This window comes from Streptomyces sp. NPDC054961 (assembly GCF_053609145.1).
The window spans coordinates 295,925-320,229 of record NZ_JBSGWY010000002.1; the positions used below are offsets into that span (position 1 = coordinate 295,925).

The 24,305-nt window shown below is 73.4% G+C and carries 23 protein-coding genes, 1 pseudogene and 1 riboswitch; of the genes and pseudogenes, 11 read left to right on the plus strand and 13 right to left on the minus strand.

The genetic code is table 11. The annotated features are described in order from the left end of the window. Window positions 1-208: 208 nt before the first annotated feature. Together ACWF9Z_RS03540 and thrC are read right to left on the minus strand one after the other, a co-directional pair. Window positions 209-487 carry a MoaD/ThiS family protein gene (locus ACWF9Z_RS03540; protein ID WP_453597000.1) on the minus strand — a complete coding sequence of 93 codons (279 nt, stop codon included), beginning with the start codon at window positions 485-487 and terminating at the stop codon, window positions 209-211. A gap of 35 nt (window positions 488-522) precedes the next feature. Beyond that, window positions 523-1,848, minus strand: a complete 1,326-nt coding sequence (gene thrC / locus ACWF9Z_RS03545; RefSeq protein WP_453597224.1) for a threonine synthase — start codon at window positions 1,846-1,848, stop codon at window positions 523-525. Then, window positions 1,842-1,999, minus strand: a riboswitch (SAM riboswitch). Its footprint overlaps the gene before it by 7 nt. 197 nt (window positions 2,000-2,196) lie before the next feature. On the opposite strand from thrC, the gene ACWF9Z_RS03550 reads away from it, so the two are divergent. Both ACWF9Z_RS03550 and ACWF9Z_RS03555 read left to right on the plus strand, forming a co-directional pair. Continuing rightward, window positions 2,197-3,174: a glucosyl-3-phosphoglycerate synthase gene (locus ACWF9Z_RS03550; protein WP_453597002.1), complete on the plus strand. Its 978-nt coding sequence runs from the start codon at window positions 2,197-2,199 to the stop codon at window positions 3,172-3,174. 130 nt (window positions 3,175-3,304) lie between these two features. After that, window positions 3,305-4,654, plus strand: a complete 1,350-nt coding sequence (locus ACWF9Z_RS03555) for an alpha,alpha-trehalose-phosphate synthase (UDP-forming) (protein WP_453597004.1) — start codon at window positions 3,305-3,307, stop codon at window positions 4,652-4,654. A gap of 34 nt (window positions 4,655-4,688) precedes the next feature. On the opposite strand, the gene otsB is transcribed toward ACWF9Z_RS03555, so the two are convergent. The 3 genes from otsB to ACWF9Z_RS03570 form a co-directional block, all read right to left on the minus strand. Further along, window positions 4,689-5,540: a trehalose-phosphatase gene (gene otsB, locus ACWF9Z_RS03560; RefSeq protein ID WP_453597006.1), complete on the minus strand. Its 852-nt coding sequence runs from the start codon at window positions 5,538-5,540 to the stop codon at window positions 4,689-4,691. Between the two features lie 53 nt (window positions 5,541-5,593). Next, complete coding sequence (locus ACWF9Z_RS03565) at window positions 5,594-5,842, minus strand: DUF3263 domain-containing protein (RefSeq protein WP_453597008.1); 249 nt, start codon at window positions 5,840-5,842, stop codon at window positions 5,594-5,596. Window positions 5,843-5,993: 151 nt separating this feature from the next. Further along, window positions 5,994-7,295 carry an extracellular solute-binding protein gene (locus tag ACWF9Z_RS03570; protein ID WP_453597010.1) on the minus strand — a complete coding sequence of 434 codons (1,302 nt, stop codon included), beginning with the start codon at window positions 7,293-7,295 and terminating at the stop codon, window positions 5,994-5,996. Between the two features lie 251 nt (window positions 7,296-7,546). On the opposite strand from ACWF9Z_RS03570, the gene ACWF9Z_RS03575 reads away from it, so the two are divergent. The 3 genes from ACWF9Z_RS03575 to ACWF9Z_RS03585 all read left to right on the plus strand — a co-directional run bounded on the left by ACWF9Z_RS03575 (window position 7,547) and on the right by ACWF9Z_RS03585 (window position 10,676). Further along, the gene (locus tag ACWF9Z_RS03575; RefSeq protein ID WP_453597226.1) at window positions 7,547-8,479 is read left to right on the plus strand and encodes an ROK family protein; all 933 of its coding nucleotides are present in this window, start codon (window positions 7,547-7,549) and stop codon (window positions 8,477-8,479) included. Further along, window positions 8,479-9,648: an N-acetylglucosamine-6-phosphate deacetylase gene (gene nagA, locus ACWF9Z_RS03580; RefSeq protein WP_453597012.1), complete on the plus strand. Its 1,170-nt coding sequence runs from the start codon at window positions 8,479-8,481 to the stop codon at window positions 9,646-9,648. Before ACWF9Z_RS03575 ends, nagA begins: the two co-directional genes overlap by 1 nt. 107 nt (window positions 9,649-9,755) lie before the next feature. Continuing rightward, a complete protein-coding gene (locus ACWF9Z_RS03585) occupies window positions 9,756-10,676 on the plus strand; it encodes a 1-phosphofructokinase family hexose kinase (protein WP_453597014.1) in 921 nt (306 codons plus the stop codon). 28 nt (window positions 10,677-10,704) lie between these two features. Here the strand turns inward: ACWF9Z_RS03585 and ACWF9Z_RS03590 are convergent, their stop codons facing one another. Further along, complete coding sequence (locus ACWF9Z_RS03590) at window positions 10,705-11,733, minus strand: CBM35 domain-containing protein (RefSeq protein ID WP_453597016.1); 1,029 nt, start codon at window positions 11,731-11,733, stop codon at window positions 10,705-10,707. A gap of 68 nt (window positions 11,734-11,801) precedes the next feature. Further along, the gene (cdgB, locus tag ACWF9Z_RS03595; protein WP_453597017.1) at window positions 11,802-13,523 is read right to left on the minus strand and encodes a diguanylate cyclase CdgB; all 1,722 of its coding nucleotides are present in this window, start codon (window positions 13,521-13,523) and stop codon (window positions 11,802-11,804) included. Between the two features lie 430 nt (window positions 13,524-13,953). On the opposite strand from cdgB, the gene ACWF9Z_RS03600 reads away from it, so the two are divergent. Beyond that, complete coding sequence (locus ACWF9Z_RS03600; RefSeq protein ID WP_453597228.1) at window positions 13,954-14,439, plus strand: flavin reductase family protein; 486 nt, start codon at window positions 13,954-13,956, stop codon at window positions 14,437-14,439. Between the two features lie 33 nt (window positions 14,440-14,472). Here ACWF9Z_RS03600 and arfB read toward each other — a convergent pair whose 3' ends face one another. Continuing rightward, window positions 14,473-14,898 (minus strand): alternative ribosome rescue aminoacyl-tRNA hydrolase ArfB, encoded by a 426-nt coding sequence (arfB, locus tag ACWF9Z_RS03605; RefSeq protein WP_453597019.1) that lies wholly within the window; start codon window positions 14,896-14,898, stop codon window positions 14,473-14,475. Between the two features lie 165 nt (window positions 14,899-15,063). Here arfB and ACWF9Z_RS03610 point away from each other — a divergent pair, with 165 nt between their 5' ends. Then, window positions 15,064-15,639 carry a TerD family protein gene (locus ACWF9Z_RS03610; protein ID WP_356656411.1) on the plus strand — a complete coding sequence of 192 codons (576 nt, stop codon included), beginning with the start codon at window positions 15,064-15,066 and terminating at the stop codon, window positions 15,637-15,639. A 115-nt stretch (window positions 15,640-15,754) separates the two neighbouring features. Then, complete coding sequence (locus ACWF9Z_RS03615) at window positions 15,755-16,264, plus strand: N-acetyltransferase family protein (RefSeq protein WP_453597230.1); 510 nt, start codon at window positions 15,755-15,757, stop codon at window positions 16,262-16,264. Window positions 16,265-16,432: 168 nt separating this feature from the next. Here the strand turns inward: ACWF9Z_RS03615 and ACWF9Z_RS03620 are convergent, their stop codons facing one another. Both ACWF9Z_RS03620 and ACWF9Z_RS03625 read right to left on the minus strand, forming a co-directional pair. Further along, on the minus strand, window positions 16,433-17,926 hold the full coding sequence (locus tag ACWF9Z_RS03620; RefSeq protein WP_453597021.1) for a M1 family metallopeptidase: 1,494 nt from the start codon (window positions 17,924-17,926) through the stop codon (window positions 16,433-16,435). A 184-nt stretch (window positions 17,927-18,110) separates the two neighbouring features. Next, complete coding sequence (locus ACWF9Z_RS03625; RefSeq protein ID WP_453597023.1) at window positions 18,111-18,674, minus strand: GlcG/HbpS family heme-binding protein; 564 nt, start codon at window positions 18,672-18,674, stop codon at window positions 18,111-18,113. 528 nt (window positions 18,675-19,202) lie between these two features. On the opposite strand from ACWF9Z_RS03625, the gene ACWF9Z_RS03630 reads away from it, so the two are divergent. The 3 genes from ACWF9Z_RS03630 (at window position 19,203) to ACWF9Z_RS03640 (ending at window position 22,054) form a co-directional block, all read left to right on the plus strand. Next, window positions 19,203-20,519 carry a sensor histidine kinase gene (locus ACWF9Z_RS03630; protein ID WP_453597232.1) on the plus strand — a complete coding sequence of 439 codons (1,317 nt, stop codon included), beginning with the start codon at window positions 19,203-19,205 and terminating at the stop codon, window positions 20,517-20,519. Further along, window positions 20,516-21,136: a response regulator gene (locus ACWF9Z_RS03635; protein WP_453597025.1), complete on the plus strand. Its 621-nt coding sequence runs from the start codon at window positions 20,516-20,518 to the stop codon at window positions 21,134-21,136. Before ACWF9Z_RS03630 ends, ACWF9Z_RS03635 begins: the two co-directional genes overlap by 4 nt. Before the next feature lie 294 nt (window positions 21,137-21,430). Then, window positions 21,431-22,054, plus strand: coding sequence for a nuclear transport factor 2 family protein (locus ACWF9Z_RS03640; RefSeq protein WP_453597027.1), 624 nt, complete (start codon window positions 21,431-21,433; stop codon window positions 22,052-22,054). A gap of 105 nt (window positions 22,055-22,159) precedes the next feature. Here the strand turns inward: ACWF9Z_RS03640 and ACWF9Z_RS03645 are convergent, their stop codons facing one another. The 3 genes and pseudogenes from ACWF9Z_RS03645 to ACWF9Z_RS03655 form a co-directional block, all read right to left on the minus strand. Next, complete coding sequence (locus tag ACWF9Z_RS03645) at window positions 22,160-22,786, minus strand: response regulator (protein WP_453597029.1); 627 nt, start codon at window positions 22,784-22,786, stop codon at window positions 22,160-22,162. Then, window positions 22,783-23,055: a sensor histidine kinase gene (locus ACWF9Z_RS03650; protein ID WP_453597234.1), complete on the minus strand. Its 273-nt coding sequence runs from the start codon at window positions 23,053-23,055 to the stop codon at window positions 22,783-22,785. The genes ACWF9Z_RS03645 and ACWF9Z_RS03650 overlap by 4 nt, the downstream gene beginning before the upstream one ends. 699 nt (window positions 23,056-23,754) lie before the next feature. Beyond that, window positions 23,755-24,192: pseudogene (locus ACWF9Z_RS03655) on the minus strand (histidine kinase dimerization/phosphoacceptor domain-containing protein); the annotation flags it as partial. Window positions 24,193-24,305: the final 113 nt, after the last annotated feature.

The window sequence follows — 24,305 nt, forward strand, 5'->3', positions numbered from 1 at the left end:
CAGCGTAGTACATCTTGCGGCGCGGGCCCGCCCGGGGCCGGGTGAAACACCGGCCCCCGCACTCGGACTCCGGGGCGGGTGGGTATCCCCCCCCCCCCCCCCGGCAAAACCACCCTTATTGCCCCCCGCCTTTTTTTACGGGGGGGGGCAATTCAGGGTCGTGCGCACCGAGCGCGCGCCGGCCGGGCCGGCCGGAAGGCCCGAGAGGTCAGCAGCCGCCCGCGACGGCCGGGATGATCGAGACGCCCGCGCCGTCCGGCGTGGACGCCTGCAGCCCGCCCTCGAAGCGCACGTCGTCGTCGTTGACGTAGACGTTCACGAAGCGGCGCAGCTTGCCCTGGTCGTCCAGGACGCGGGCGGCGATGCCCGGGTGGCTCTTCTCCAGGGACTCGATGACCTCGGCGAGGGTCGTGCCCTCGGCGGGGACCTCGGCCTTGCCGCCGGTGTAGGTGCGCAGGATGGTGGGGATGCGGACGTTGACGCTCATGGCGCTACTGCCTTTCCGGTGTGCAGGGAGGGAGATCAGGCCAGGTTGGCGGCGCGGAACGCGTCCAGGCTCGGACGGATGGTGGCGGTCTGGCCGCTGTCGTCGGCCACCGCCTCCAGGGTCTTGAGTCCGTCGCCGGTGTTCAGGACCACCGTGGTCAGCGTCGGGTCGAGCTGACCGTTCTCGATGAGCTTCTTCGTCACGCCGACGGTCACGCCGCCCGCGGTCTCGGCGAAGATGCCCTCGGTCTGCGCGAGGATCTTGATGGCCTCGACGACCTGCTCGTCGTTGACGTCCTCGACGAAACCTCCGGTGCGGCGCGCGATGTCCAGGACGTACGGGCCGTCCGCCGGGTTGCCGATGGCCAGCGACTTGGCGATGGTGTTCGGCTTCTGCGGGCGGACCACCTCGTGACCGGCCTTGAAGGCCGTCGAGACGGGCGAGCAGCCCTCGGCCTGGGCACCGAAGATCTTGTACGGCTTGTCCTCGACGAGGCCGAGCTTGATCAGCTCCTGCAGCCCCTTGTCGATCTTCGTGAGCTGCGAGCCGGACGCGATCGGGATGACGATCTGGTCGGGGAGCCGCCAGCCGAGCTGCTCGCAGATCTCGTAGGCCAGGGTCTTGGAGCCCTCGCCGTAGTACGGGCGCAGGTTGACGTTGACGAAGCCCCAGCCCTCGCCCAGCGGGTCGCCGATGAGCTCCGAGCAGAAGCGGTTGACGTCGTCGTAGTTGCCCTCGATGCCGACCAGTTCGCCACCGTAGACACCGGCCATGACGACCTTGCCCTGCTCCAGGTCGTGCGGGATGAAGACGCAGGAGCGGAAACCGGCGCGGGCGGCCGCGGCGCCGACGGCGCCGGCCAGGTTGCCGGTGGAGGAGCAGGAGAGCGTGGTGAAGCCGAACGCGCGGGCGGCCTCGACGGCGATGGCCACGACGCGGTCCTTGAAGGAGTGCGTCGGGTTGCCGGAGTCGTCCTTGACGTAGAGCTCGCCGGTGACGCCCAGCTCCTTGGCCAGGTTCCGCGCGTCCACGAGCTTGGTGAAGCCCGGGTTCAGGCTCGGCTTGGAGGCCACGTCCGCCGGGACGGGCAGCAGCGGGGCGTAGCGCCAGATGTTGTTCGGGCCGGCCTCGATCGCGGCGCGCAGCGCCTCGGGATCACCGAGGGGCAGGTCGTACGCGACTTCCAGCGGGCCGAAGCACTCGGCGCAGGCGAAGATCGGGCCGAGCGCGAAGCGGGTGCCGCACTCGCGACAGGAAAGGCCGTTGGCGGGACCGAGATCGACGGTGGCGCCGGGAGCGGAGGTTCCAGCAGAGGTTTCGGCAGTCTGTGCAGCCATGATGGCGAGGCCCTTTCTCCTCATCTTCCCCATGACGAACGTCGCCATGAGACGGAATTGGCACCTTCCCTAGCCGGGGACCTCGACCGATCTGCCGCGTAGGCGATCGCGAGAACCGACTGGAGGGTTGCCGGGGCTTCAACGGGCCGTGTCCCTCTGCCCCTCTGGATGAGCGGTATGGCACCAGGCGACACGCTCTGCGGCGCGCCTGGGCGTTTGTGCGCGAGGCCCCCCGGCATGCGGTGGGCCTTCGCGTTGTTCAAGACTGTAACCGAAGGCCCGGATGGTTGAGACAGCCGTCCGAACCGCGAGATGGATCACAATCCGGCGGAAAACGCCGGTGCTCCACCGACCGACAGAGGAGTCCCGAAGGTGCTGGAAGAGGTGGAGCGCTGGCTTGCCGCCCGCTCCTGGTCCGCCGCCGACCGACCGCTCGACCAGCTGCTTTCCGCCAAACGGGCAGCCGGCACGACGGTCAGCGTGGTGCTGCCCGCGCTCGACGAGGAGGCCACGGTCGGGGCCATCGTCGAGGTGATCCGGCGCGATCTGATGGACGGGGAGGGCACGCCGCTGGTCGACGAGCTGGTCGTGATCGACTCGGGCTCCACCGATCGTACGGCCGAGGTCGCCGCCAAGGCCGGAGCCCGGGTGGTGCACCGTGACGAGATCCTGCCGCGGGTGCCGGCCCTGCCCGGGAAGGGCGAGGTGCTGTGGCGCTCGCTGCTGGTCACCAGCGGGGACATCGTCTGCTTCGTGGACGCCGACCTGCGGGACTTCTCGGCCACCTTCGTGTCCGGGATCGTGGGCCCGCTGCTGACCGACCCGGAGGTCCGCTTCGTCAAGGCCATGTACGACCGCCCACTGGGCCCGGAGTTCGGCGGACTCGCGGCGGCCGGGACCCACGGACAGGGCGGCCGGGTCACCGAGCTGGTCGCCCGCCCCCTGCTCAACCTGCACTGGCCCCAGCTGGCGGGCTTCGTCCAGCCGCTGGGCGGCGAGTACGCCGTGCGCCGCGACCTGCTGGAACGGCTGCCGTTCCCCGTCGGGTACGGCGTCGAGCTGGGCCTGCTGGTGGACGCCCTGCACACGGTCGGCCTGGACGCCCTGGGCCAGGTGGACGTGGGCGTACGGCTCCACCGCCACCAGGACGGCCAGGCGCTGGGGCGGATGGCCGCGGCGATCTACCGGACGGCGCTGCTGCGGCTCTCGCGCGGGCACCTCGTACGGCCGGAGCTCACGCAGTTCGAGCGCGGACCGGACGGCTTCGTCCCGCACACCTACGCCGTGGACACCGAGGAGCGGCCGCCGATGCGGGACATGGAGGAGTACGCGCGGCGTCGCGTGGCATGACCGGGTCCCCGGGGGTCCCGGCGTCCGCACCGGCGCCCGGGGCCGCCCCGGCGGCGTGGTCTTCGTCTCGGTACGCCGGACGCGCGGGCACGGACGTTTGATCGCGCACGGGTCGGGCTAGGTTCGCCGCATGGCTTCCCAGGTTCTCGTCGCCGCGAATCGCGGCCCGCTCTCGTACGCCCTCGCCCCGGACGGCACGCTCGGTGCCCGCCGCGGCGGAGGCGGCCTCGTCTCCGGCCTCTCCACCGCCCTCGCGGAACAGCCGGACGCCCTGTGGATCTGCGCCGCGCTCTCGGACGCGGACCGGGAGGCGGTACGCCGGGGCGTGGCCGAGCCGGGCGTGCGGATGCTCGACATCGACCCGGCGGTGTACGACGACGCGTACAACGGCATCGCGAACTCGGTGCTGTGGTTCCTGCACCACCACCTGTACGACGTCCCGCGCGAGCCGGTCTTCGACGCCGGGTTCCGGCGGCGCTGGCAGTCGTACGTCACCTACAACGAGGCCTTCGCCCGGGCCCTGGCCGAGGAGGCCGCCGAGGGCGCGAAGGTCCTGATCCAGGACTACCACCTGGCGCTCGCCCCCGGACTGCTGCGCGAGCTCCGGCCGGACCTGAGGATCGGCCACTTCACGCACACCCCGTGGGCCTCGCCGGACTACCTGGGGCTGCTCCCCGCCGACATCCGCGAGCAGCTGCTGCGCGGCATGCTCGGCGCCGACCTGGTGGGCTTCCACACCGAGGCCTGGGCCCGGGAGTTCACCGCCTCGGCGGGGGCGGATGCGCCGGTCGCGGTGTTCCCGCTGGGCGTGGACGGGGACGAGCTGCGGGCGCTCGCGCACCGGCCCGAGGTCAACGACAAGCTGGCGGCGCTGCGGGCGGAGGTCGGCGGCCTGAAGACGATCGTCCGGGTGGACCGGACGGAGCTGTCGAAGAACATCCTGCGCGGCCTGCTGGCGTACCGGGAGCTGCTGACGGCCCACCCCGAGTGGCGCGGCCGGGTGGTCCACCTGGCCTCCGCCTATCCCTCCCGGCAGGACCTGGCGGTGTACCGCGCGTACACGCAGGACGTGACGGAGCTCGCGGCCTCGCTCAACGCGGAGTTCGGCACGCCGGACTGGCAGCCGGTGCTCGTCTCGGTGCAGGACGACTTCGCGCGCTCGCTGGCGGCCTACCGGCTGGCGGACGTGGCGCTGGTGAACCCGGTGCGGGACGGGATGAACCTGGTGGCGAAGGAGATCCCGGTGGTCTCGGACGCGGGATGCGTGCTGGTGCTGTCGACGGGCGCGGGGGCGTACGAGGAGCTCCGCCGGGACGCGCTGACGGTGAACCCGTACGACGTCACGGAGACGGCGGAGGCGTTGCACGCGGCGCTGTCCATGCCGGAGGCGGAGCGGGCGGAGCGCACCAAGCGCCTGGCCGCGGCCGCCACGGCCCTCCCCCCGGCCCCCTGGTTCCGCGCCCAGCTGGCCCGCTTGTAGCTCCGCCCGAGGCAGGGCCCCGCCGGGCTCTGCCTCAGGAGGCGCCGATGGCCGCGGCCAGGGCGGCCAGGAACGCCACGACCTCCGCCGGCCCCGACAACGTCAGGTCCGCCCGCGCCGACAGCTCCGGCACCTCGGCCGATCCGCTGCACACGAGCAGCCCCGGTACGCCCCCCGCGCGCAGCTTCTCGACCGCCGAGAACGCCGCGAGGTCCCCCAGGTCGTCCCCGGCGTACACCACGCACTGCGCCCCGACCTCCGCGAGGTACTCCGTCAGGGCGACGCCCTTGTCCATCCCCGGCGGCCGCAGTTCCAGGACGGCCCGGCCCGGCTCGACCATCAGCCCGTGCCGCGCCGCCAGCCCCGCCAGGGGCTCGCGCAGCGCCTCGAAGGCGGCCTCCGGGTCCTGTGCCCGGCGGGTGTGGACGGCCAGGGCCTGGCCCTTCTCCTCGATCCACGTCCCCCGCCACGCGCCGATCGTGTCCAGGAACCCCGGCAGCTCCGCCCGGAGCGCCGCCACCCCCGGATGCTCCGCCGGAGCCCGCACGATGCCGGTCACGGCGTCCCACCGCTCGGCTCCGTAGTGGCCGAGGACCACCAGGTGCTCCAGGCCGGGGACCCCGGCGAAGCCCCCGTAGCGGACGGCGACACCGGCCGGCCGGCCGGTGACGACCGCCACCGATCCGACCTCGGGGGCGAGCGCGGACAGCGCGGCGACGGCGCCGGGATGGGCGCGGGCCTGGCCGGGGTCGGGAACGATCTCGGCGAGGGTGCCGTCGAAATCGAGGGCGACGACGGATCGGCGCGGTGTGCGGAGGAGGGCTTCGAGCCCCTCGCGTCCGGCGGCGGTTTCGGGCATCGGCAGGTCGTGCGGATCGCTCCCCATACCGTCGACCCTAACGGCCCCACCGGGCCACGGCTACGGCGCGTGGAACGCCGCTACCGCCTTGCCCGCTGGGCTTCACGGATGCGCCGCAGGCGGTTCACCGTGCCCGGCGCGTGCCGCAGCGCCCTCGGATCGTCCATCAGCGCGTTGAGCAGCTGGTAGTACCGGACCGGGGGCATCCCCAGCCCTTCCCTTATGGCCCGCTCCTTGGCCCCGGGACCGGGCCAGGTCCGGCCTTCGTAGGCGAGCACCGCCGCTTCCTCCGCGGTCAGCCCGGCCGCCGGCCGCCCCTCGTCCGTCATACGGCCAGATTAACGCCGCGCACCGACACCCACCCGGCCACGGCCCGCCCGCCACCGGTGCCGGCTCACCGGTCCGCATCCGGGCGCGCGCCGCTCGGGCGCGCCCCCCGTTCAGGCGGTGCGCCCCCCGTTCAGGCGGCGCGCCCCCCGCTCAGTGCGTGTCCGCCTTGCGCCCGGCGTCCGCGATGTCCCCGAGGACCTTCGCCGGCTGTCCGCCCGGCTGCACGGTCGTGCCGATGTTCTTCTTGATCTCTTCGCTCACGCCCGCCCAGGACTTCTTGCCCACCGGGTACAGCCGGGCGTTGGGCAGCGCGTGCAGGAAGGTCTTCAGCTGCGCCGACGAGGCGCCGGTGGAGGCCTCCGTCTGCCGGTAGCCGCTGGTGGTGACGGGGAGCAGGTCGTACTTCTCGGTGAACGCGGTCTGGTTGTTCGGCTCGTACAGGAAGTCCAGGAACTTCCCGGCCTCCTTCGGGTGGCCGTTCTTGAAGGCCATCACCCAGTCGGCGACGCCCATCGTCGAGTGCTCGGTGCCGTCGGCGGTCGGCATGGGGACCATGCCGTACTTCACGCCCTTGGCCGCGGCCTGCTTGATCAGCGTCGGGTGGCCGTTGAGTATGCCGACCTCGCCGCGCGTGAAGGAGTCGAAGGCGGCCTGGCGGTCGAGCTTGGCCGGCTCCACGGGGCCGGTCAGGCCCCCGCCGACGAGCTTGTCGCGCAGGAACTCGAAGGTCTTCACGTTGTCCGCGGAGTCGATCGAGTACTGCTCCTCGTTGTCGCTGTAACCGCCGCCGCCCGCGAGCATCCACTGCATCGTCTCGGCCTGCGCCTCCTCGCGGCCCAGGGGCAGCGCGAAGGGGGTCGGGACTCCGGCGGCCTTGAGCTTCTTGGCGGCCGCCTCCAGCTCGGTCCAGCTCTTGGGCTGCCAGGGGCCCTTGGCGTCCTTGCCGATGACCCCGGCGTCGGCGAGCAGCTTCTCGTTGTAGAACATCAGCCGCGTGCTGGCCACGAAGGGCAGGCCGTACTGGACGCGCTTGACCTTGCCGGCCTCGGCGAGCGGCGCGAGGAAGTCGGCCTCGGTCTGCACGGAGAGCAGCTCGTCGGCGGAGTAGAGCTTGCCCTCGGCGGCGTAGTCGGCGTAGGCGCCGATCTGGGCGACGTCGGGGGCGTTGCCGTCCTTGACCATCGCGGCGACCTTGGCGTCCACCTCGGACCAGGAGTAGACCTCGACCTGGACCTTGATGCCGGGGTGGGTGTTCTCGAAGGACGCGGCGAGGTCCTTCCAGTAGCCCTTGGAGGAGTTCTCCGCATTGTCTCCGTAGTCGGCCGCCACGACCCGCAGGGTGACCTCGTTGTTCCCGGTGATGCCCGAGACGGCTCCGCAGCCGCTCAGCGTCACGGCGGTCAGGCACAGCGCGACGCCGGATGCGGCCAGGTTCAGGTATCGGGCCTTCACAGTTCTCGTTCCACCCCAGGTTGTTTCCGTTCGGTTCGCGTAAAGGTCTACACCACCACCGCCCCCCGTCAACATCCGGCCCCGAACGTGCACACGGCCCGCACGCGGTCCGCACGCGAGGTGCCGCCGACCGGCCACGGACCGGCCCGCGCACCGGCCTCGGCCCCGAATTTGTATGGCTGCTCAACAATCCCTCCCAGTGGACTAGACCTTTCCCCTCCGAGCACGCGAGACTGTCACCCGTGAAACCCGTGAAACACGTCATCGCCCTCGATGTGGGCGGCACCGGGATGAAGGCCGCCCTCGTCGCCGACGACGGCAGCCTGCTCCACGAAGCGCGCCGCGCCACCGGCCGCGAGCGCGGACCCGAAGCCGTCGTCGAGACGATCCAGGACTTCGCCGCCGAGCTCCTCGACCTCGGCCGGGAGCGCTTCGGCCGCGCCGCCTGCGCCGCCGGCGTCGCCGTCCCCGGCATCGTCGACGCCGAGAACGGGATCGCCGTCTACGCGGCGAACCTGGGCTGGCGCGACGTACCCCTGCGCGCACTGCTCAGCAGACGCCTCGGCGGCATCCCGGTGGCCCTCGGCCACGACGTCCGCACGGGCGGACTCGCCGAGGGCCGCATCGGCGCGGGCCGCGGCGCCGACCGCTTCCTGTTCGTCCCCCTCGGCACCGGAATCGCCGGAGCCATCGGCATCGCCGGCCGCATCGAGGCCGGCGCGCACGGCTACGCCGGCGAGATCGGCCACATCGTGGTCCGCCCCGGCGGCCCCGAATGCGGCTGCGGCCAGTACGGCTGCCTGGAGACCCTCGCCTCCGCCTCCGCCGTCAGCCGCGCCTGGGCGGCGGCCTCCGGCGACCCCGCGGCCGACGCCGCCGACTGCGCCAAGGCCGTCGAATCCGGTGACGCCGCGGCCGAGGAGATCTGGCTCGCCGCGATCGGCGCGCTCGCCGACGGCCTGGTCACCGCGATCACACTGCTGGACCCGCGCACGCTGATCATCGGTGGCGGGTTGGCGGAGGCCGGGGAAACCTTGTTCACACCACTCCGGACGGCCGTGGAGGAACGCGTCACGTTCCAGCGGCTGCCCCACATCGTTCCGGCGGCCCTCGGGGACACCGCCGGATGCCTGGGCGCAGGCCTGCTCGCCTGGGATCTACTCGCCACGGAGGTACCTGCCTGATGTCCGGAAGCGCACATGTGGGCCGCAGTACCGTTCTCTCCGGTGCCGATGTGGTGCTGCCCACCGGCACCGTGAAGGGCGGACGCCTCATCGTCGACGGCGAGCGCATCGCCGGCAGCGCCCACGAGAACGCCCGCGTCCTCGACCTCTCCGGGCACTGGATCGTCCCCGGCTTCGTCGACATGCACAACCACGGCGGCGGCGGCGCGTCCTTCACCTCCGGCACCGCCGAGGAAGTCCTCAAGGGCGTGCGGACCCACCGCGAGCACGGCACGACCACCGTGGTCGCCTCCACCGTCACCGGGGACCTCGACGAACTGGCCCGCCGGGCCGCACTGCTCGCCGAACTGACCCAGCAGGGCGAGATCGCGGGCATCCACTTCGAGGGCCCGTTCATCAACCCCTGCCGCAAGGGCGCGCACAAGGAAGACCTCCTGCGCGACCCCGACCCGGCCGAGGTCCGCAAGCTGATCGACGCCGCGCACGGCGCCGCCCGCATGGTCACCCTCGCCACCGAGCTCCCGGGCGGCCTGGACTCCGTACGGCTGCTGGCCGAGCACGGGGTCATCGCCGCGATCGGCCACACGGATTCCACGTACGACCAGACCCGCGAGGCCATCGACGCGGGCGCGACCGTGGCCACCCACCTCTACAACGCGATGCCGGGCCTGGAACACCGCGCCCCCGGACCGATCGCCGCACTGCTGGAGGACGAGCGGGTCACCGTCGAGCTGATCAACGACGGCACCCACCTGCACCCGGCCATGCTGGAGCTGGCCTTCCACCACGCGGGCGCGCACCGGGTGGCGCTGATCACCGACGCGATGGACGCGGCGGGCTTCGGCGACGGGATCTACCACCTCGGCCCGCTCGAGGTCGAGGTCAAGCAGGGCGTCGCCCGCCTCGTCGAGGGCGGCTCCATCGCGGGCTCCACCCTCACCCTGGACACCGCCTTCAAACGGTCCGTCACCATCGACAAGCTCCCCGTCGAGTCCGTGGTCCAGGCGATCTCCGCCAACCCGGCCCAGCTCATCGGCCTCTACGACCGGGTCGGCTCGCTGGAGCCCGGCAAGTACGCGGACCTCGTCGTCCTCGACGCCGCCTTCGACGTCAAGGGCGTCATGCGGCGCGGCGAATGGGTCGTCGCACCGCTCGCGGCACAGGGCTGAGCAAAGCGGTCGGCCCCCGGTACCGGGCCGGCCGCTCTCCTCCCCCAGCTACCGCTGGGAGGTGCCCCCTGGCATGATCCCGGCACACACCGAGACCGGGGCACGCCATGATCCTTACCGTGACGCTCAACACCGCACTCGACGTCACCTACCGCGTTCCGCGCCTGCGGGCGCACGCCTCCCACCGCGTCGGCGACGTCGCGGAGCGGCCCGGCGGCAAGGGCCTCAACGTCGCCCGCGTCCTCGCCGCCCTCGGCCACGAGGTCACCGCGACCGGCTTCGCGGGCGGCCCCACCGGGGCCGTCGTCCGCGACCTGCTCGCCGCCTCCACCGGGGTCCGCGACGCCCTCGTGCCCTGCGCGGGCACCACCCGCCGCACCCTCGCCGTCGTCGACGAGGCCTCCGGGGACACCACGCAGTTCAACGAGCCCGGCCCGCTCGTCACCTCCGCCGAGTGGTCGCTGTTCCTCTCCCGCTACGAGGCCCTGCTCGCGGACGGCGCCCGCGCGGTGGCCCTGTGCGGCAGCCTGCCCCCGGGCGTACCCGTCGGGGCCTACGCCACCCTCGTACGGGCGGCCCGCGCGGCCGGCGTGCCCGTCCTCCTGGACACCAGCGGCGAGGCGCTGCGCCGCGGGGTCGCCGCCCGCCCCGAGATGATCAAGCCGAACGCGGCCGAACTCGCCGAGCTGACCGGATCCCGGGACCCGCTGCCCGCCACCCGCGACGCCCGCCGGCGCGGCGCCCACACGGTGGTCACCTCGCTCGGCCCGGCCGGCCTGCTCGCCGCCACCGACCGGGGCACCTGGCAGGCCGCCCCGCCCCGGACCCTGGCGGGCAACCCCACCGGCGCCGGGGACTCCGCCGTCGCGGGCCTGCTCTCCGCCCTCGTCGAGGGCCTGGACTGGCCGGACCGCCTCGTCCGCGCGGTGGCCCTCTCGGCGGCCACGGTCCGCGCCCCCGCGGCGGGAGAATTCGACCCCCGCACCTACGAGGAGGTACGGGGGTCGGTGAAGGTCACGGCGGACTAGCGCCTGACGCGGCGCCGGCAACCGGGGATCAGGGGTTGGGAGATCCCTCTTGCAGCCAGAGCTGGTCGATGTTGACCTGGCACTTGTTGCCGGCCTCGCACGACAGCTTGATCGTGTTGGTGCCCTTGTTGAGGGTCACCGGGCCCCAGGTGGTCTGCCAGCCCTTCTCCCAGTCGCCCTTGGGCGAGTTGGCGAAGTTGCGCATGCTCAGCGGCGAGCCGTTGGGCTTGCCGTTGACCGCGAGGGTGCCGTTCGCGTCCTCGCCCGGGATGCCGAAGCGCACGTAGAGGCGGTAGGTGCCCTCCTTGGGCAGGTCCAGCGTCCACGTCACCGCGGCGCCCGGCTGGTTGAAGTTGCCGACGTACTGGCCGCTCGCGCTCTTCGCGCCCGGCACCGCGTTCGACAGCGCCGCGCCGCCGCTGATCACCATGCCCGGGCCGCCCGCGTCGCCCTTGGGCAGCTCGGCCTCCGGCGTCGCCGAGCCGCTGGGCTGGCCGGCCGAAGGCTGCGGGACGGACGGCTGGCTCGCGCCCGGCTTCGCCTCGTTCTTGTCGCCCTTGTCCTTGTCGTCGCCGCCGAAGGCCAGCGCCGCGCCGATGCCGACCGCCACCGCGACGACCACCGCGACGGCCGCGATGAGCATGCCCTTGCGACTCGACCCGCCACCGCTGCCGTGACCCCCGCCGTGACCGCCGCCCGCAGGCGCGATCGGCTGGGTGTACGACGTCGAGGGCTGCTGCTGCGGCGGAACGCCGTAGCCGCCCGCCTGGAGCGCCTCGGGGGCCTGGTACTGCGCCTGGTAGGCCGGAGGCTGCTGCTGCGGGACCTGGCCGCGCTGGCCGCCGTAGGGCCGGTCACCGACCGTGCGGACCTGGTTGTACGAGGTCCGGGGCACGCCCGGCTGACCGCCGACCGACCCGGGGTAGCCGTACCCGCCGCCCTGGCCGGGCGGGGTGGCTCCCGCGGCCTGGCCGTCCTCGTAGAGGTAACCGAACGGATCCTCGTCCTCGGGCTTGTTCGCCCCACCGTTCGAGCTGTTGTTCGCGGGCGTCGTCATCGCAGGTCACTCCTTTCGACCGCGGCGAGCCTACCCCGAACAGGTGGACCCACGGGTGTCCGGCAACCTCACCCGGCCCGGCGGTGGGCCTTCGAGCGGGATCGTTTCTCGATGTACATCCGCTGGTCGGCGGAGCGCAAGACCTCGTCCGCGGACATGCCGCAGCTCGCCCATCCGATGCCGAAACTGGCTCCCACCCGGACCGCGCGGCCGTCCACCCGGATCGGCGGGATGATCGCGTTGCGCAGCCGGACCGCGAGGTCGGCGGCGTCGGCGGCGCCCAGTCCGTCCGCGAGGACGACGAACTCGTCACCACCCAGCCGGGCGACGGTGTCCCCGTCCCTGACGCCCGTCGTCAACCGCCGGGCGACCTCGATCAGCACCGCGTCCCCGGTGTGGTGCCCGAACCGGTCGTTGATCGACTTGAAGCCGTCGAGGTCGCAGAAGAGCACCGCGAGCCCCTTCGTCCCGTCGTCGATCTCGGTCGAGGGCGCGACCGTGTGCACGTGGTGGTCGTACGGGCCCACCGCGGCGGAGCCGGGGCCGCCGGGCCCGGGGCCCGTGGCGCCCGCTCCCGCCGGTCCGCCGGGGAACTCGAAGGGGTCGGAGAAGCCGTCGGGCCTGAAGCCGTGCTCGCCGGAGCCCCCGTCCACCGCGGGCCGGGACTCGAAGGCCGCGTCCAGCGCCTCGACGGCGGTGGCCCGCACGGACTGCGGCAGCCGGCAGAGCCGGGCGCCGAGCCGGGAGCGCAGCTCGGCGCTGTTGGGCAGGCCGGTCAGCGAGTCGTGGCTGGCCCGGTGGGCGAGCTGGAGCTCGTGCCGCTTGCGCTCCTCGATGTCCTCGACGTGGGTGAGGAGGAAACGCGGACCGTCGGCGGCGTCCGCGACGACGGAGTTGCGCAGGGAGACCCATACGTACGTGCCGTCGCGCCGGCCGAGCCGCAGCTCGGCGCGGCCGCCCTCGGCGGAGGTGCGCAGCAGGGTGCCGATGTCCTCGGGGTGGACGAGGTCGGAGAAGGAGTACCGGCGCAGCACGGAGGCGGGCCGCCCCAGCAGCCGGCACAGCGCGTCGTTGGTGCGCAGCAGGCGGCCGTGCTGGTCGCCGCCCATCTCGGCGATGGCCATGCCGCTGGGCGCGTACTCGAAGGCCTGGCGGAACGACTCCTCGCTGGCGCGCAGCGCCTGCTGTTCGCGCTCGAGCCGCACCAGGGCCCGCTGCATGTTCGCGCGGAGCCGGGCGTTGCTGATCGCGATCGCAGCCTGGAAGGCGTACATCTGGAGCGCTTCGCGGCCCCAGGCGCCGGGCCGGCGCCCGTTGCGCGGCCGGTCCACGGAGATCACGCCGAGGAGCTCGCCGCCGGACGCGTACATGGGCGCGTAGAGCCGGTCCTCGGGGTGCCACTCGTCTTCGAAGCGCGGGTCGGGGCCCTCGGTGTGCCACTGGGGGACGTCGTCCTCCATGAGGACCCAGCCCTCGGTGTGCGGGATGAAGCGGAGGCCGTCCCAGTTCTCACCCATCGTCAGGCGGCGCTCCCAGGAGGGGCGCGAGCCGACGCGGCCGGTGATCAGGGCCTCGGCCGCGGGATCGCCGGCGAAGGCGGCGACGACGAGATCCCCGTCCGGGCGCACGAGGTTGACACAGGCGAGTTCGTAACCGAGTCCCACGACGATGCCGTCCACGACGGTCTGCAGGGTGTCAGCCAGGCTCCTGGCCGTATTGAGTTCGGCCACCACCTGGTGCAGCTGCCGCAGGGTCGCAAGACGGACGTACGGCTCCGACTCGGTCTCCATTGCTCGCTCTCCCCGAGACCTCGACAGCAACTCCAGGTTTGTCATCGGCGTTTCGTTGCGGTGTCCCGTCCACTGAATCACAGTGAGCTGTGCGGCAGGTACACAGGGTCAACAAATCTTGCCCTCTGTGACTCAAGTCACATGAGGTGAAAAAAGGTGTACCGCGTGACCCGCCCCGCACCCCCGCCACGCCCGTGCCACGGCCGCGTTGACTGGGAGCGCTCCCCTCTCCTGCCGGTTCGTTCCCGGGAGCAAAAGATACGCCGGGCCTAGGTCGTCGGGCGGGGACGCGGCTCGGACCTGAGCCCGATGTGCCGCGCAGGAGGGCGACAGTAGCGTCCCTCCTGTGCCGAAAACGACCCCCGCGACCACCCTTCCCCCGCTCACGCCCCATCCTGAGGGAGTGAGCAACGACGAGTTCCGGGCCGCGATGTCCCGACTGGCGGCGGGCGTCTGCCTGATCACCGCGACCGAACCCCCGCTGCGGGCCGGCGGCCGCCCCGGCGAGGACGTCGGCATGACGGCGACCGCCTTCATGTCCGTGTCCATGGACCCGCCCCTGGTCCTGGTCAGCCTGCGCGAGGGCTCGCGGATGGACGACCTGCTGGCGGAACAGCCGCTGTGGTCGGTGTCCGTCCTCGCCGACCACCATCTCCAGGTCGCGAGCCGGTTCTCGATGAAGGGCCGCATCAGCGACCGCCTGCTCTTCGCGGACCTGCCGTACACGCGGGGCGAGTTCTCCGGAGCCCCGGTCCTGACCGATGCCCTCGCCACCCTGGAGTGCCGTACGGAGAACCGCGTCGAGGCCGGGGACCACACCCTGGTCATCGGCCGCGTCCTGGGCGCCGCCCAGCCCTCGCCGGACTCCCCGCCCCTGACCTACTTCCGCGGCCGCTACCGCCACCTGGCGCCGTAGCCGCCGTTGCCGTAGCCGCCGGGGCCCGGGGGGTCACCAGTCCCGCGCGGTGCGCCCCCGCTTCGTCTCGCCGCGGGCCTTCTTCTCGCGCAGCCGCCGCTCGTTGATCCCCCGCGGGATCTTCGTCGCCCGCCGCGCCTTCGGCGGCGGCGCCGTCGCCTCCGCCAGCAGCGAGGTCAGCCGGACCAGCGCCATCTCCCGGTTGCGCAGCTGCGAGCGGTGCTCGGAGGCCCGTACCGTCACCACCCCGTCGGCCAGGCGCGACGCGAGGCGCTCCAGCGCGCGCTCCTTCCACACGTCCGGCAGCGACTTCGTCGCCGCCAGGTCGAAGAGGAGCTCCACGCGGGAGTCGGAGGTGTTCACGTGCTGCCCGCCCGGCCCGGAGGACCGCGAGAAGCGCCAGGCGAGCTCGCCCTCTGGGAGCACGACGGAACCGCGGATGACATGGGGACCAGGCATGCCCCCTATGATCCCGCCCCGCCACGGCCCCGTCACCCGCATTTCGGGCGGAGAATCCGAGGTCGAAGGAACCTACCGGCCCCCTCCCCGCGTTATGGAGGTCAGCGGTAACTTGGCTTGGGCATCTCACGGCCCAAGTGAGACTAGGAAGGGACACCAGTCACCATGGCAGTAAGCCTCTCCAAGGGCGGAAACGTCTCGCTCAGCAAGGAGGCCCCGGGCCTCACGGCCGTCACGGTCGGCCTCGGCTGGGACGTCCGCACGACGACGGGTGTCGACTTCGACCTCGACGCGTCCGCCATCGCGGTCAACCCCATGGGCAAGGTCGTCTCCGACGGCCACTTCGTCTTCTTCAACAACAAGTCCACCCCGGACCAGACCATCGTCCACACCGGTGACAACCGCACCGGCGAGGGCTCGGGCGACGACGAGTCGATCAACGTCAACCTCGCCGGCCTCTCGGCCGACGTCGACAAGATCGTCTTCCCGGTCTCGATCTACGACGCCGGAACCCGCAGCCAGAACTTCGGCCAGGTCCGCAACGCGTACATCCGCGTGATCAACCAGGCCGGCGGCGCCGAGATCGCCCGCTACGACCTCTCCGAGGACGCGGCGACCGAGACCGCCATGGTCTTCGGCGAGCTCTACCGCAACGGCGCCGAGTGGAAGTTCCGCGCCGTCGGCCAGGGCTACGCCTCGGGCCTGACCGGCATCGCCCAGGACTTCGGCGTCAACGTCTAGTCCGGCGCCGACGTCCCGGCGGGCCGACGTTCACCGGCCCGGGGCGCCAGCGCGGCCGAGCCCCCTCCCGGCCGTCCGGGGAGGGGGCTTCGCTACCGTTCGCCGGGTGATCCTCATGCCGCTCACCCCCGTCGAGGACGGCGCCCTACCGGGCCCGGTCCTCACCGAGATCGCCACGCTCTACGCGACCAACCACGCGTTCTTCGAGCTCACCGGCGATTTCCCCGACCCCGGCCGCATCACGGTCGAACAGGTCGCGGCCGCCCTCGCCGACGAGCTCGCCCACGAGGGCGCCGAGATCCTCCTCGCCCTCTCCGCCGGCCGCCTCGTAGGCCTGGCCGCCACCCTCGCGCACCACCCGGACCCGGCCGCCGAAGACCCGGACCCGTGGATCGGCCTGCTGCTCATCGACGCCACCGCGCACCGCGAGGGACACGGGCGCGCCGTGGCCACCCAGGTCGAGGACCGCTTCCGCGCCGCCGGCCGCTCGGGCCTGCGGATCGCCGTACTCGACAACAACCCCAAGGGCCTCGCCTTCTGGCAGTCCCAGGGGTACACGGCCCTGCGCCGGGCCGCCGACCGCGAGGGCGGCCGCCCCTGCACGGTCCTGCGCAAGGCGCTGTAGGCGGGAGGGCGCGGAAGCGCCGGGCGCGGTGGACCCCGACGGGCGCCGTGGACCCGACGGGCGCGGTGGCGTCAGGGCGTCGGGGCGTCACCCATCTGGGCGTCACGGCCTCACGGCTCACGGCTCACGGCTCACGGCCGGCGGCCTGAGGCCTGAGGCCTGAGGCCCCTAGGGGGCCTTGGGCCGCTCCTTGCCGTACAGCCACACGTCCCAGACCTTCTTCAGGTCGTGGCCCGTCTTCTCCTGCGCGTAGGCGGTGAATTCGGCCGTGGTCGCGTTCCCGTGCCGGTGGTCGGCGGCCCAGCCCCGCAGCAGGGCGAAGAACTTCTCGTCGCCGACCTCCTGCCGGATCCGCTGCAGGACCATCGCCCCGCGCCCGTACACCGGGGCCTCGGAGATGTCCTCGGGCCCCGGCGGGGCGGCCGGCGGGAACGCGTACCAGTCGGAACCGGCCGCCGCGTCGACGTCGGTGTCCCCGGCCAGGTAGGCGTCGAAGTGCTGCTGTGCGCTGGGCCCGCCATGGTCCTCGGACCAGAGCCACTCGGCGTACGTCGCGAAGCCCTCGTTGAGCCACATGTCCTTCCAGGACTCCGGCGACACCGAGTCCCCGAACCACTGGTGGGCCAGCTCGTGCAGGACCAGCAGCGTGCCCTCCTCGCCGGTGGGGGCCCCGGAGATCACGGGCCTGGTCTGCGTCTCCAGCGCGTAGCCGAGCGTTCCCGTGGGCAGCACGATCAGGCCCGTCGAGGAGAAGGGGTACGGGCCGAACCTGCCGCTGCCCCACTCCACCATCTCCGGCAGCCTCCCGAGCACGGGCGCACTCGCGACCGCCTCCGTGGGCGCGACCGCGTCGTAGACGGGGATCCCGGAGGGGGTGCGGCCGGTGGTCACCGTCAACTTCCCGACGGCGACGGTCGCCAGGTAGCTCGCCATCGGCTCGGGGCTGTGCCAGGCGAACACGGTCCGCCCGCCGCTCCCCGGTCCTTCGCCCTCGTCCTTGTCCTTGTCCTTGTCCTTGTCCTTGTCCTTGGCCGGAGCGTCGGTCCGCGCACGCAGTTCGCCGTTCGACACGGCCTCGTAGCCCTTGGGGACGGTGACCGTGATGTCGTACGTGGCCTTGTCGCTCGGGTGGTGGTTGCCCGGGAACCAGGCCATCGACCCGATCGGCTCCCCGACGCCGACCGCGCCCTGCCCGCCCGCGAACCGGATCCAGCCCTCCTGGGAGCCGTCCGGATCGGTCACGGCCTTGGGCTTGCCGCGGTAGTCGATCTCCGTGCGGAAGACCTCGCCCCGGCGCACGTCCTCGGCGGGGCGGACGGTCAGCTCGTTGCCGGTCCGGTTGAACCGCGCATCGGCACCCTGCACGGTGACGTTCTCGACCTCGAGGCCGCTGAGGTCGAGGTTGAAGGAGCTGAGCGTGTGTTCGGCGCGGGCGGTGATGACGGCGGTGGCGTGCAACTGCCCGCCGACGGGGTCGTAGTCCAGGTCGAGGGCGTAGTGGTCGACCTGGTAGCCACCGTTCCCGGCCTTCGGGAAGAGCGGATCGCGCACGCCCGAAGCGCCCGGTCGCCCCTGCACGGAACCGCCCGTACAGCCCGTGGTGAGGGCGAACAGGACGGCGACGGCGAGGGCGGCGAGGCGCCGCAGAACACGATGATCCACGCGCCGAGCCTACGCGCCGCGCCGTTCACCGCCGGTGGACGACCTCGCGAGCGCCTCGCGGCCGTCTCGCGGCGGCGCGAGGCGGCGCGGCGCAGTCCTCGCGGCGGCTCTCGAAGGCTTCGCGAGGACCCGCGCGCTCGCGCGACCGCGTGCCTGCGCGCCGCGCGCCTCTTCCCTCCCCCGGCTACTTGTCGAGGGAGTCGACGCCGGCCTTGGCGTACTTCTCGTCCAGGTCACCGCTCGGGGCACCGGCCACGCCGATGCCCGCCACCGGGGCGCCCTTGGCCTGCACGGGGGTGCCGCCGCCGAGGAAGAGGGTGCCGGGGATGTCCTTGAGGTTCGGGGTCTGCGCGAGGCGGCCCGCGAGCACGGAGGTCGGGGCGTTCCAGGACACGGCCGTGTAGGCCTTGCGCTGCGCCGACTCGTAGGACTGCGGGCCGGCGCCGTCGCCGCGCAGGGTGACGATGGTGTTGCCGTTGCGGTCGACGACCGCGACGGTCACCTTCTGGTTCTCCTTCGCGGCGGCGTCCAGCGCTGCCTGGGCGGCGCGGGTGGCGGCGTCCACGGTGAGGTGGGTGGAGGTGGTGAAGTTCCGGTCGACGTCCCGCTTGGCGGAGGCCGCCGCCGGGGCGGACGCCGGGGCCGATGCCGGGGCCGACGCGGCGTTGGCGGTGACGGCGCCGAAGGTTCCGGCTCCGAGGGCTACGACGAGGGCGGTACCGGTGAGGACGCGGGTGCGGGTGTTCATGTCTGCTGCTCCTGTGGACGTCGGCGCGGCGGGCTCTCCTGCCGTGTTCCCACCCTCTCCCCGCCACCCCCGCCCACCCGTCCCCGTACCGGCTCCACCCGCCCACCCCACCGGTTGACCCCGGGGTCAACCGATCGGTTGATGCGGCACGGTTCCGGCGGCGGCTTACCTGGTCACGGCACCGCCGACACCGCCGTGCGTGCCACAAACCATCCCGGGCGCGCAGGCGCAGCCCGGGGGCCCGGGCGCTGTCCCGGGACCCGGGCGCAGCCCAAGGGCCCGGGCACGGCCCAAGGGCGGGCACGGCCCAAGGGCCCGGGTCCGGGCGGAGCCCGGGGAACGGTGGAAGGGTGGGGAGGGGACCGGCCCGCGCAGCGGCACCCACCCGCCATCCCCGGCCCAGCCGACCCGCACGGCCCCACCCACCGGTGACCGGTGACCACGGACGAACCACGCCGACCAGGAGCACAAGTGACCAGCGTGACCCCCACCCCACCTCCTCAGGGCACCCGCGCACTGGCCACGGTCATGCACACCGCGTTCTTCCTCCTCCTCGGCGCCTCGGTGGCCCGCTTCCTCCTCCGCCACCCCGGCGAACCCCGTACCCCGTGGATCATCGCCCTCAGCCTCACCCTGGCCGTGCTGTACGTCCTCGGCCCCGCCGTGGGCGCGACCTTCGGCCCCACCGGGCCCCGCCCCACCACGGCAGCCGGTCCCACCACGACAGCCGGTCCCACCAAGTCAGCCGGCCCCACCGGCCCAGCCCGCCCCACCAAGACGGGCGACCCCGCCCGCCCCCGCCGCCTCCTCTGGCTCGGCCTCGTCGTCGCCGTCTGGGTCGTCCTCGTCGTCCTCGCGCCGAGCTTCGCCTGGTGCGCCGTCCCGCTCTTCTACACCGCCCTGCGCACCCTCCCGCCCCGCGCCGCCGTCGTCCTCGTGGCCCTGCTGACGGTGTTCGTCGTCGCCGCGCAGCTCAAGCTCTCGCAGACCACCGGCGGCGGCGAGCCCTTCGACCCCAACCTCCTCCTCGCCCCACCCGCCGTCGCCGCGCTCGCGACCGCCGTCTTCATCCACATGGAGCGCCAGGCCACCGCCCAGCGCACGCTGATCGACGACCTCATCCGCACCCGCCGTGAACTCGCCGCCACCGAACGCCGCGAAGGCACCCTCGGCGAACGGCAGCGGCTGTCCATGGAGATCCACGACACCCTGGCCCAGCACCTGTCCAGTCAGCAGATGCTGCTGCAGGCCGCCGACCGCACCTGGGACACGGACCCGGTCACCGCCCGCGCGCACGTCCGTACCGCCACCGACATCACCGCACGCGGCCTCGCCGAGGCCCGCCGACTGGTCCACGACCTCGCCCCGCCCGAACTCGCCGGCGGAGCAGGCCTCCCGGAGGCCCTGCGCGCGCTGGGCGCGGGACCGGACATCGAGGTCCGCTTCCACCTCGAGGGCACGCCGGTCCCGCTGCCCGACCGCGCGGAGTCGGCACTGCTGCGCATCGCGCAGGGCGCGCTGGCGAACGTACGGGAGCACGCGGGGGCCCGTACCGCCGCCCTCACGCTCAGCTTCCTGGGCGACCAGGTGGTCCTGGACATCGCGGACGACGGCCACGGCTTCGTCCAGTCCGCAGGACCGGCCGGCGGAACCGCACCCGGAATCGAGACCGGAGACCAGACGGGGTCCGGGGACGGAGGCGGAAGCGGAAGCGGCAACCGGGGCCACGGCCTCCCCGCGATGCGCGCCCGCGTCCGCCAGCTCGGCGGCACCCTGACCATCGAATCCACCCCGGGCGAAGGCACCGTCCTCTCGGCCTCGATCCCCCTGGAGCCCACACCATGACGACGATCCTCCTGTGCGACGACCACGTGGTGGTCCGCGCCGGCCTGCTCGCGCTCCTCGGCAGCGAGCCGGACATCGAGGTGCTCGGCGAGGCGGGCAGCGGCGAGGAGGCGGTCGCGCTGGCGGCCAAACTCCGCCCCGACGTAGTCCTGATGGACCTCCAGCTGGGCGAGGGCATCGACGGGGTCGAGGCCACGCGCCGCATCACGTCCGCCCCGCACCCCCCGCACGTCCTGGTCCTGACCACGTACGACACGGACGCCGACATCACCCGGGCCATCGGTGCGGGCGCCACCGGCTACCTCCTCAAGGCCGAACGCCCGGAGGAACTCTTCGCGGCGATCCACTCGGCGGCCCAGGGACGCACCACGCTCTCCGCGCCCGTGGCGAGCCGCGTGATGGCCCACATGCGCGGCGCCCGGCCCACCCTGACGGACCGTGAGCTCGACATCCTCGGCCAGCTCGCCCGCGGCCTCGGCAACCGCGACATCGCCCGCGCGCTGTTCATCAGCGAGGCCACGGTCAAGACCCACCTGGGCCGCATCTACGACAAGCTCGGCGTCGACACGCGCGCGGGCGCGGTCGCGGTGGCCAAGGAACAGCGCCTCCTGCCCTGAACGAGGCCGGGGAGGCGGGCGCGGGAGGCGCGGGCGGAGGAAGGCGCGGCGAGGCCGGACGGCAACGGCAGCGGCAGCGGCAGCGGCAGCGGCAGCGGCAGCGGCAGCGGCAGCGGCAGCGGCAGCGGCAGCGGCAGCGGCAGCGGCAGCGGCAGCGGCACATCGTCCATCCGTACGAGATCGCACTCGTACGCCGCGCCGATCCGACGCCGACGCCCACGCGGGAGGCTCGTGAGTGCCCCGGACCGCCCGCACGGCCCAGGGCGCCACCCGCCGTGTCGAGAGGAACCCGCCATGCCGTCCACCGAGTTCACCCCCGAACGCCGCCGCATGCTCACCATGCTGGGCGCCGGTGCGGCCGCCGCCGGGTTCGGCGCGCTCGCCTCCGCGACGCCCGCCAACGCCGCCTCCACCACCACCGAGGACCTCACCGCCACCACCGCCGCCTGCGGGCCCACCGGCTCCGTCGAGGACGAGCTGGCGATCCACCGCCTGCTGGAGACCTACCTCTTCGCCGTCGACACCAAGGACAAGACGGTCTTCCGGACCCTCTTCACCGACGACGCCACCCTCACGGTGATGGCCCACCCCGACGGCACCGCCGGCATCGTCAAGTCCGGCATCGAGGCGGTCGTCGCCAACCTCGACGGCGCCGCGGCCTGGGGCTACTCCACCCACGTCACCGCGAACGCCTACGTCCGCGTCACCAGCAGGACGACGGCGACCGGCGACAGCCACGCCACCGCGCAGCTCGTGTACCCGGCCACCGCGACCGCGCCGGAGACCGTCGTCGTGCGCGGCATCCGCTACCGCGACGAGTACGTGAAGTCCGCGGGCGTCTGGAAGATCCGCAAGCGCGTCTTCTCCCCGCTGTGGCAGTACAACGGCACCGCCGTGCAGATCGCCTACCCGAACTAGTCCACCGACCCGACGACCCGACGGCCCGGCCCCCCAGCGCCCCAGCCACCTGGCCACCGGGCCACCGGGCTATCCGGGCTATCCGGGCTATCCGGGCTATCCGGGCTATCCGGGGACGATGAGGCCCCGGTCGGCCGCCACCCGCGCCGCCGCCGTACGGTTCTCCACCCCGAGCTTCTCGTAGACGTGCGCCAGGTGCGTCTTGACCGTCGTCCCGCTGATGAACAGCGCCGAGCCGATCTCCCGGTTGGACCGTCCCGTCGCGATCAGCTCCAGGATCTCGGTCTCCCGGGCCGTCAGCACGGTCCGCGGCGCGCGGTACCGGTTCATCAGCCGCGAGACCACCGAGGGCGACAACGCCGACTCCCCGGCCGCGACCGTCCGCAGCGACTGGAACAGCAGGTCGGGCGGGGACCCCTTCAACAGGTACCCCGCCACACCCGCCTCCACCGCCCGCACGACGTACGCGTCGGACTCGTAGCTGGTCAGTACGACCACCCGGGGCGGATCGGGCAGCCGGGCGATCCGCCGCGTGGTCTCCAGCCCGCACATCCCCGTGCCCAGCCTGATGTCCATCAGGACCAGGTCCGGGGAGAGTTCGCGGACCAGCCGGAGCGCGGCCGTACCGTCCGGCGCCTCTCCGCACACCTCGAACTCGGGGCAGCCGGACAGCAGGGCCCGCAGCCCCGCCCGCACCACCGGATGGTCGTCCACCAGCAGGATCCGCGTCATACCGGGCTCCCGGACGGAGCCGGAAGACACACCGACACCACCGTGCCGCCGCCCACGGTGCTCTCCACCACGGCCGTACCCCCCAGGTACTCGACCCGGCGCCGCAGCAGCCGCAGCCCGTCCCCACGGAGCTCGCGCGGATCGAACCCGACGCCGTCGTCCCACACGTCCACCGCGACCGCGTCCGGCTGATAGGTCAGCGTCACCACGGCCTGCGAAGCCCGCGCATGCCGCCGCACGTTGCCGAGCACCCCCTGCACCGCCCGCACCACAGCCCCCTCCACCGGCCCCCCGAGCCCCCGCACCTCCCCCACCACCCGAAACCGAACCCGCCCGCCGGCCACCCCGGTACGCACATCCCCCCGGCCCCGGTCCCGCTCCCCAGCCCGACCCGCGGCCCGGGCCCCGAGTCCAAACCCGACACCGCCCCCGGCCCCGGCCCCGGGTCGGGGCGCGGCCTCGGGACGGCCCCCAGCCGCAGCGAGGTCCCCGACCTCAGGCCGAGGCACGGCCCCGGGAAAGCCCCCGGTCACGGGTCGACCCCCGGTCGCGGCTCCAGCTCCGGCCTCGGCCCCGGGTCGAGGCACGGCCCCGGGACGACCCCCAGCCGCAACTAGGGCCCCGGCCTCGGATCGAGACACGGCCCCGGGACGGCCTCCGGCCGCAGCTAGCGCCCCGGTCGCGGCTCCAGCTCCGGCCTCGGCCCCGGGTCGAGGCACGACCTCGGTCACGACCCCGGCCCCACTCCCACCCTCGGCCCCGGATCCAGTTCGGGATCCAGTTCCGGCTCCCCCCGTGCTCACGGCTCGGACTCCGGCTGCGACCTCGGCCCAGGACCCGCCCTCCGTCGTGAGCCCGGCCCCACCCCCACCCTCGGCCCCGGCCCCGGCCCCCGCCTCGGCCTCGGCCTCCGCGCACAGTCGGCGCAGAGCCTGCGGCAGCGAAGCGCCGTCCAGTTCGAGCGGGGCCAGGTCGTGGATGAGCCGGCGGGCCTGCGCGAGGTTCTCGCGTGCCGCGGCCGCGGCCTGACGGACCAGCACCCGGGCTTGTCCCGGCTCCCTGGTCCACTGCCGGTCGGCCGCGTCGAGCAGCATGTGCATGCTGGTCAGACCCTGCGCCACCGTGTCGTGCAACTCGGCCGCCAGCCGGTTGCGCTCCCGGAGCACCCCGGCCCCGGGCACCTCGCGCCGTCCCCCCGATCCAGCCACGCCGACCAGCCCCTCCCCCAACCCCCGGACCCCCCGGACCCCGGACCCCCCGGACGCGCCGAGCTTAAGACGGCTCCCCCGGCTCCCCCCAGCGTTCCCGGCGCCCCGGACCGGCCCCCGCCGCCCGCGCCCCGGTACGAACTCCCCCGGCCCCACCCCGTCCACCCGGCCCGGCGGCCGGCCGGAACACACCGCCATCACGTGCGTTTGCGCAGGTGGCGCGGGATCCGAAGAATCCCATGCCCCACCAGCCCACTGACCGCCACACCACGGCCGAGGACCGGCCCGCGGCAGCCGCCGTTCCCCCCGAC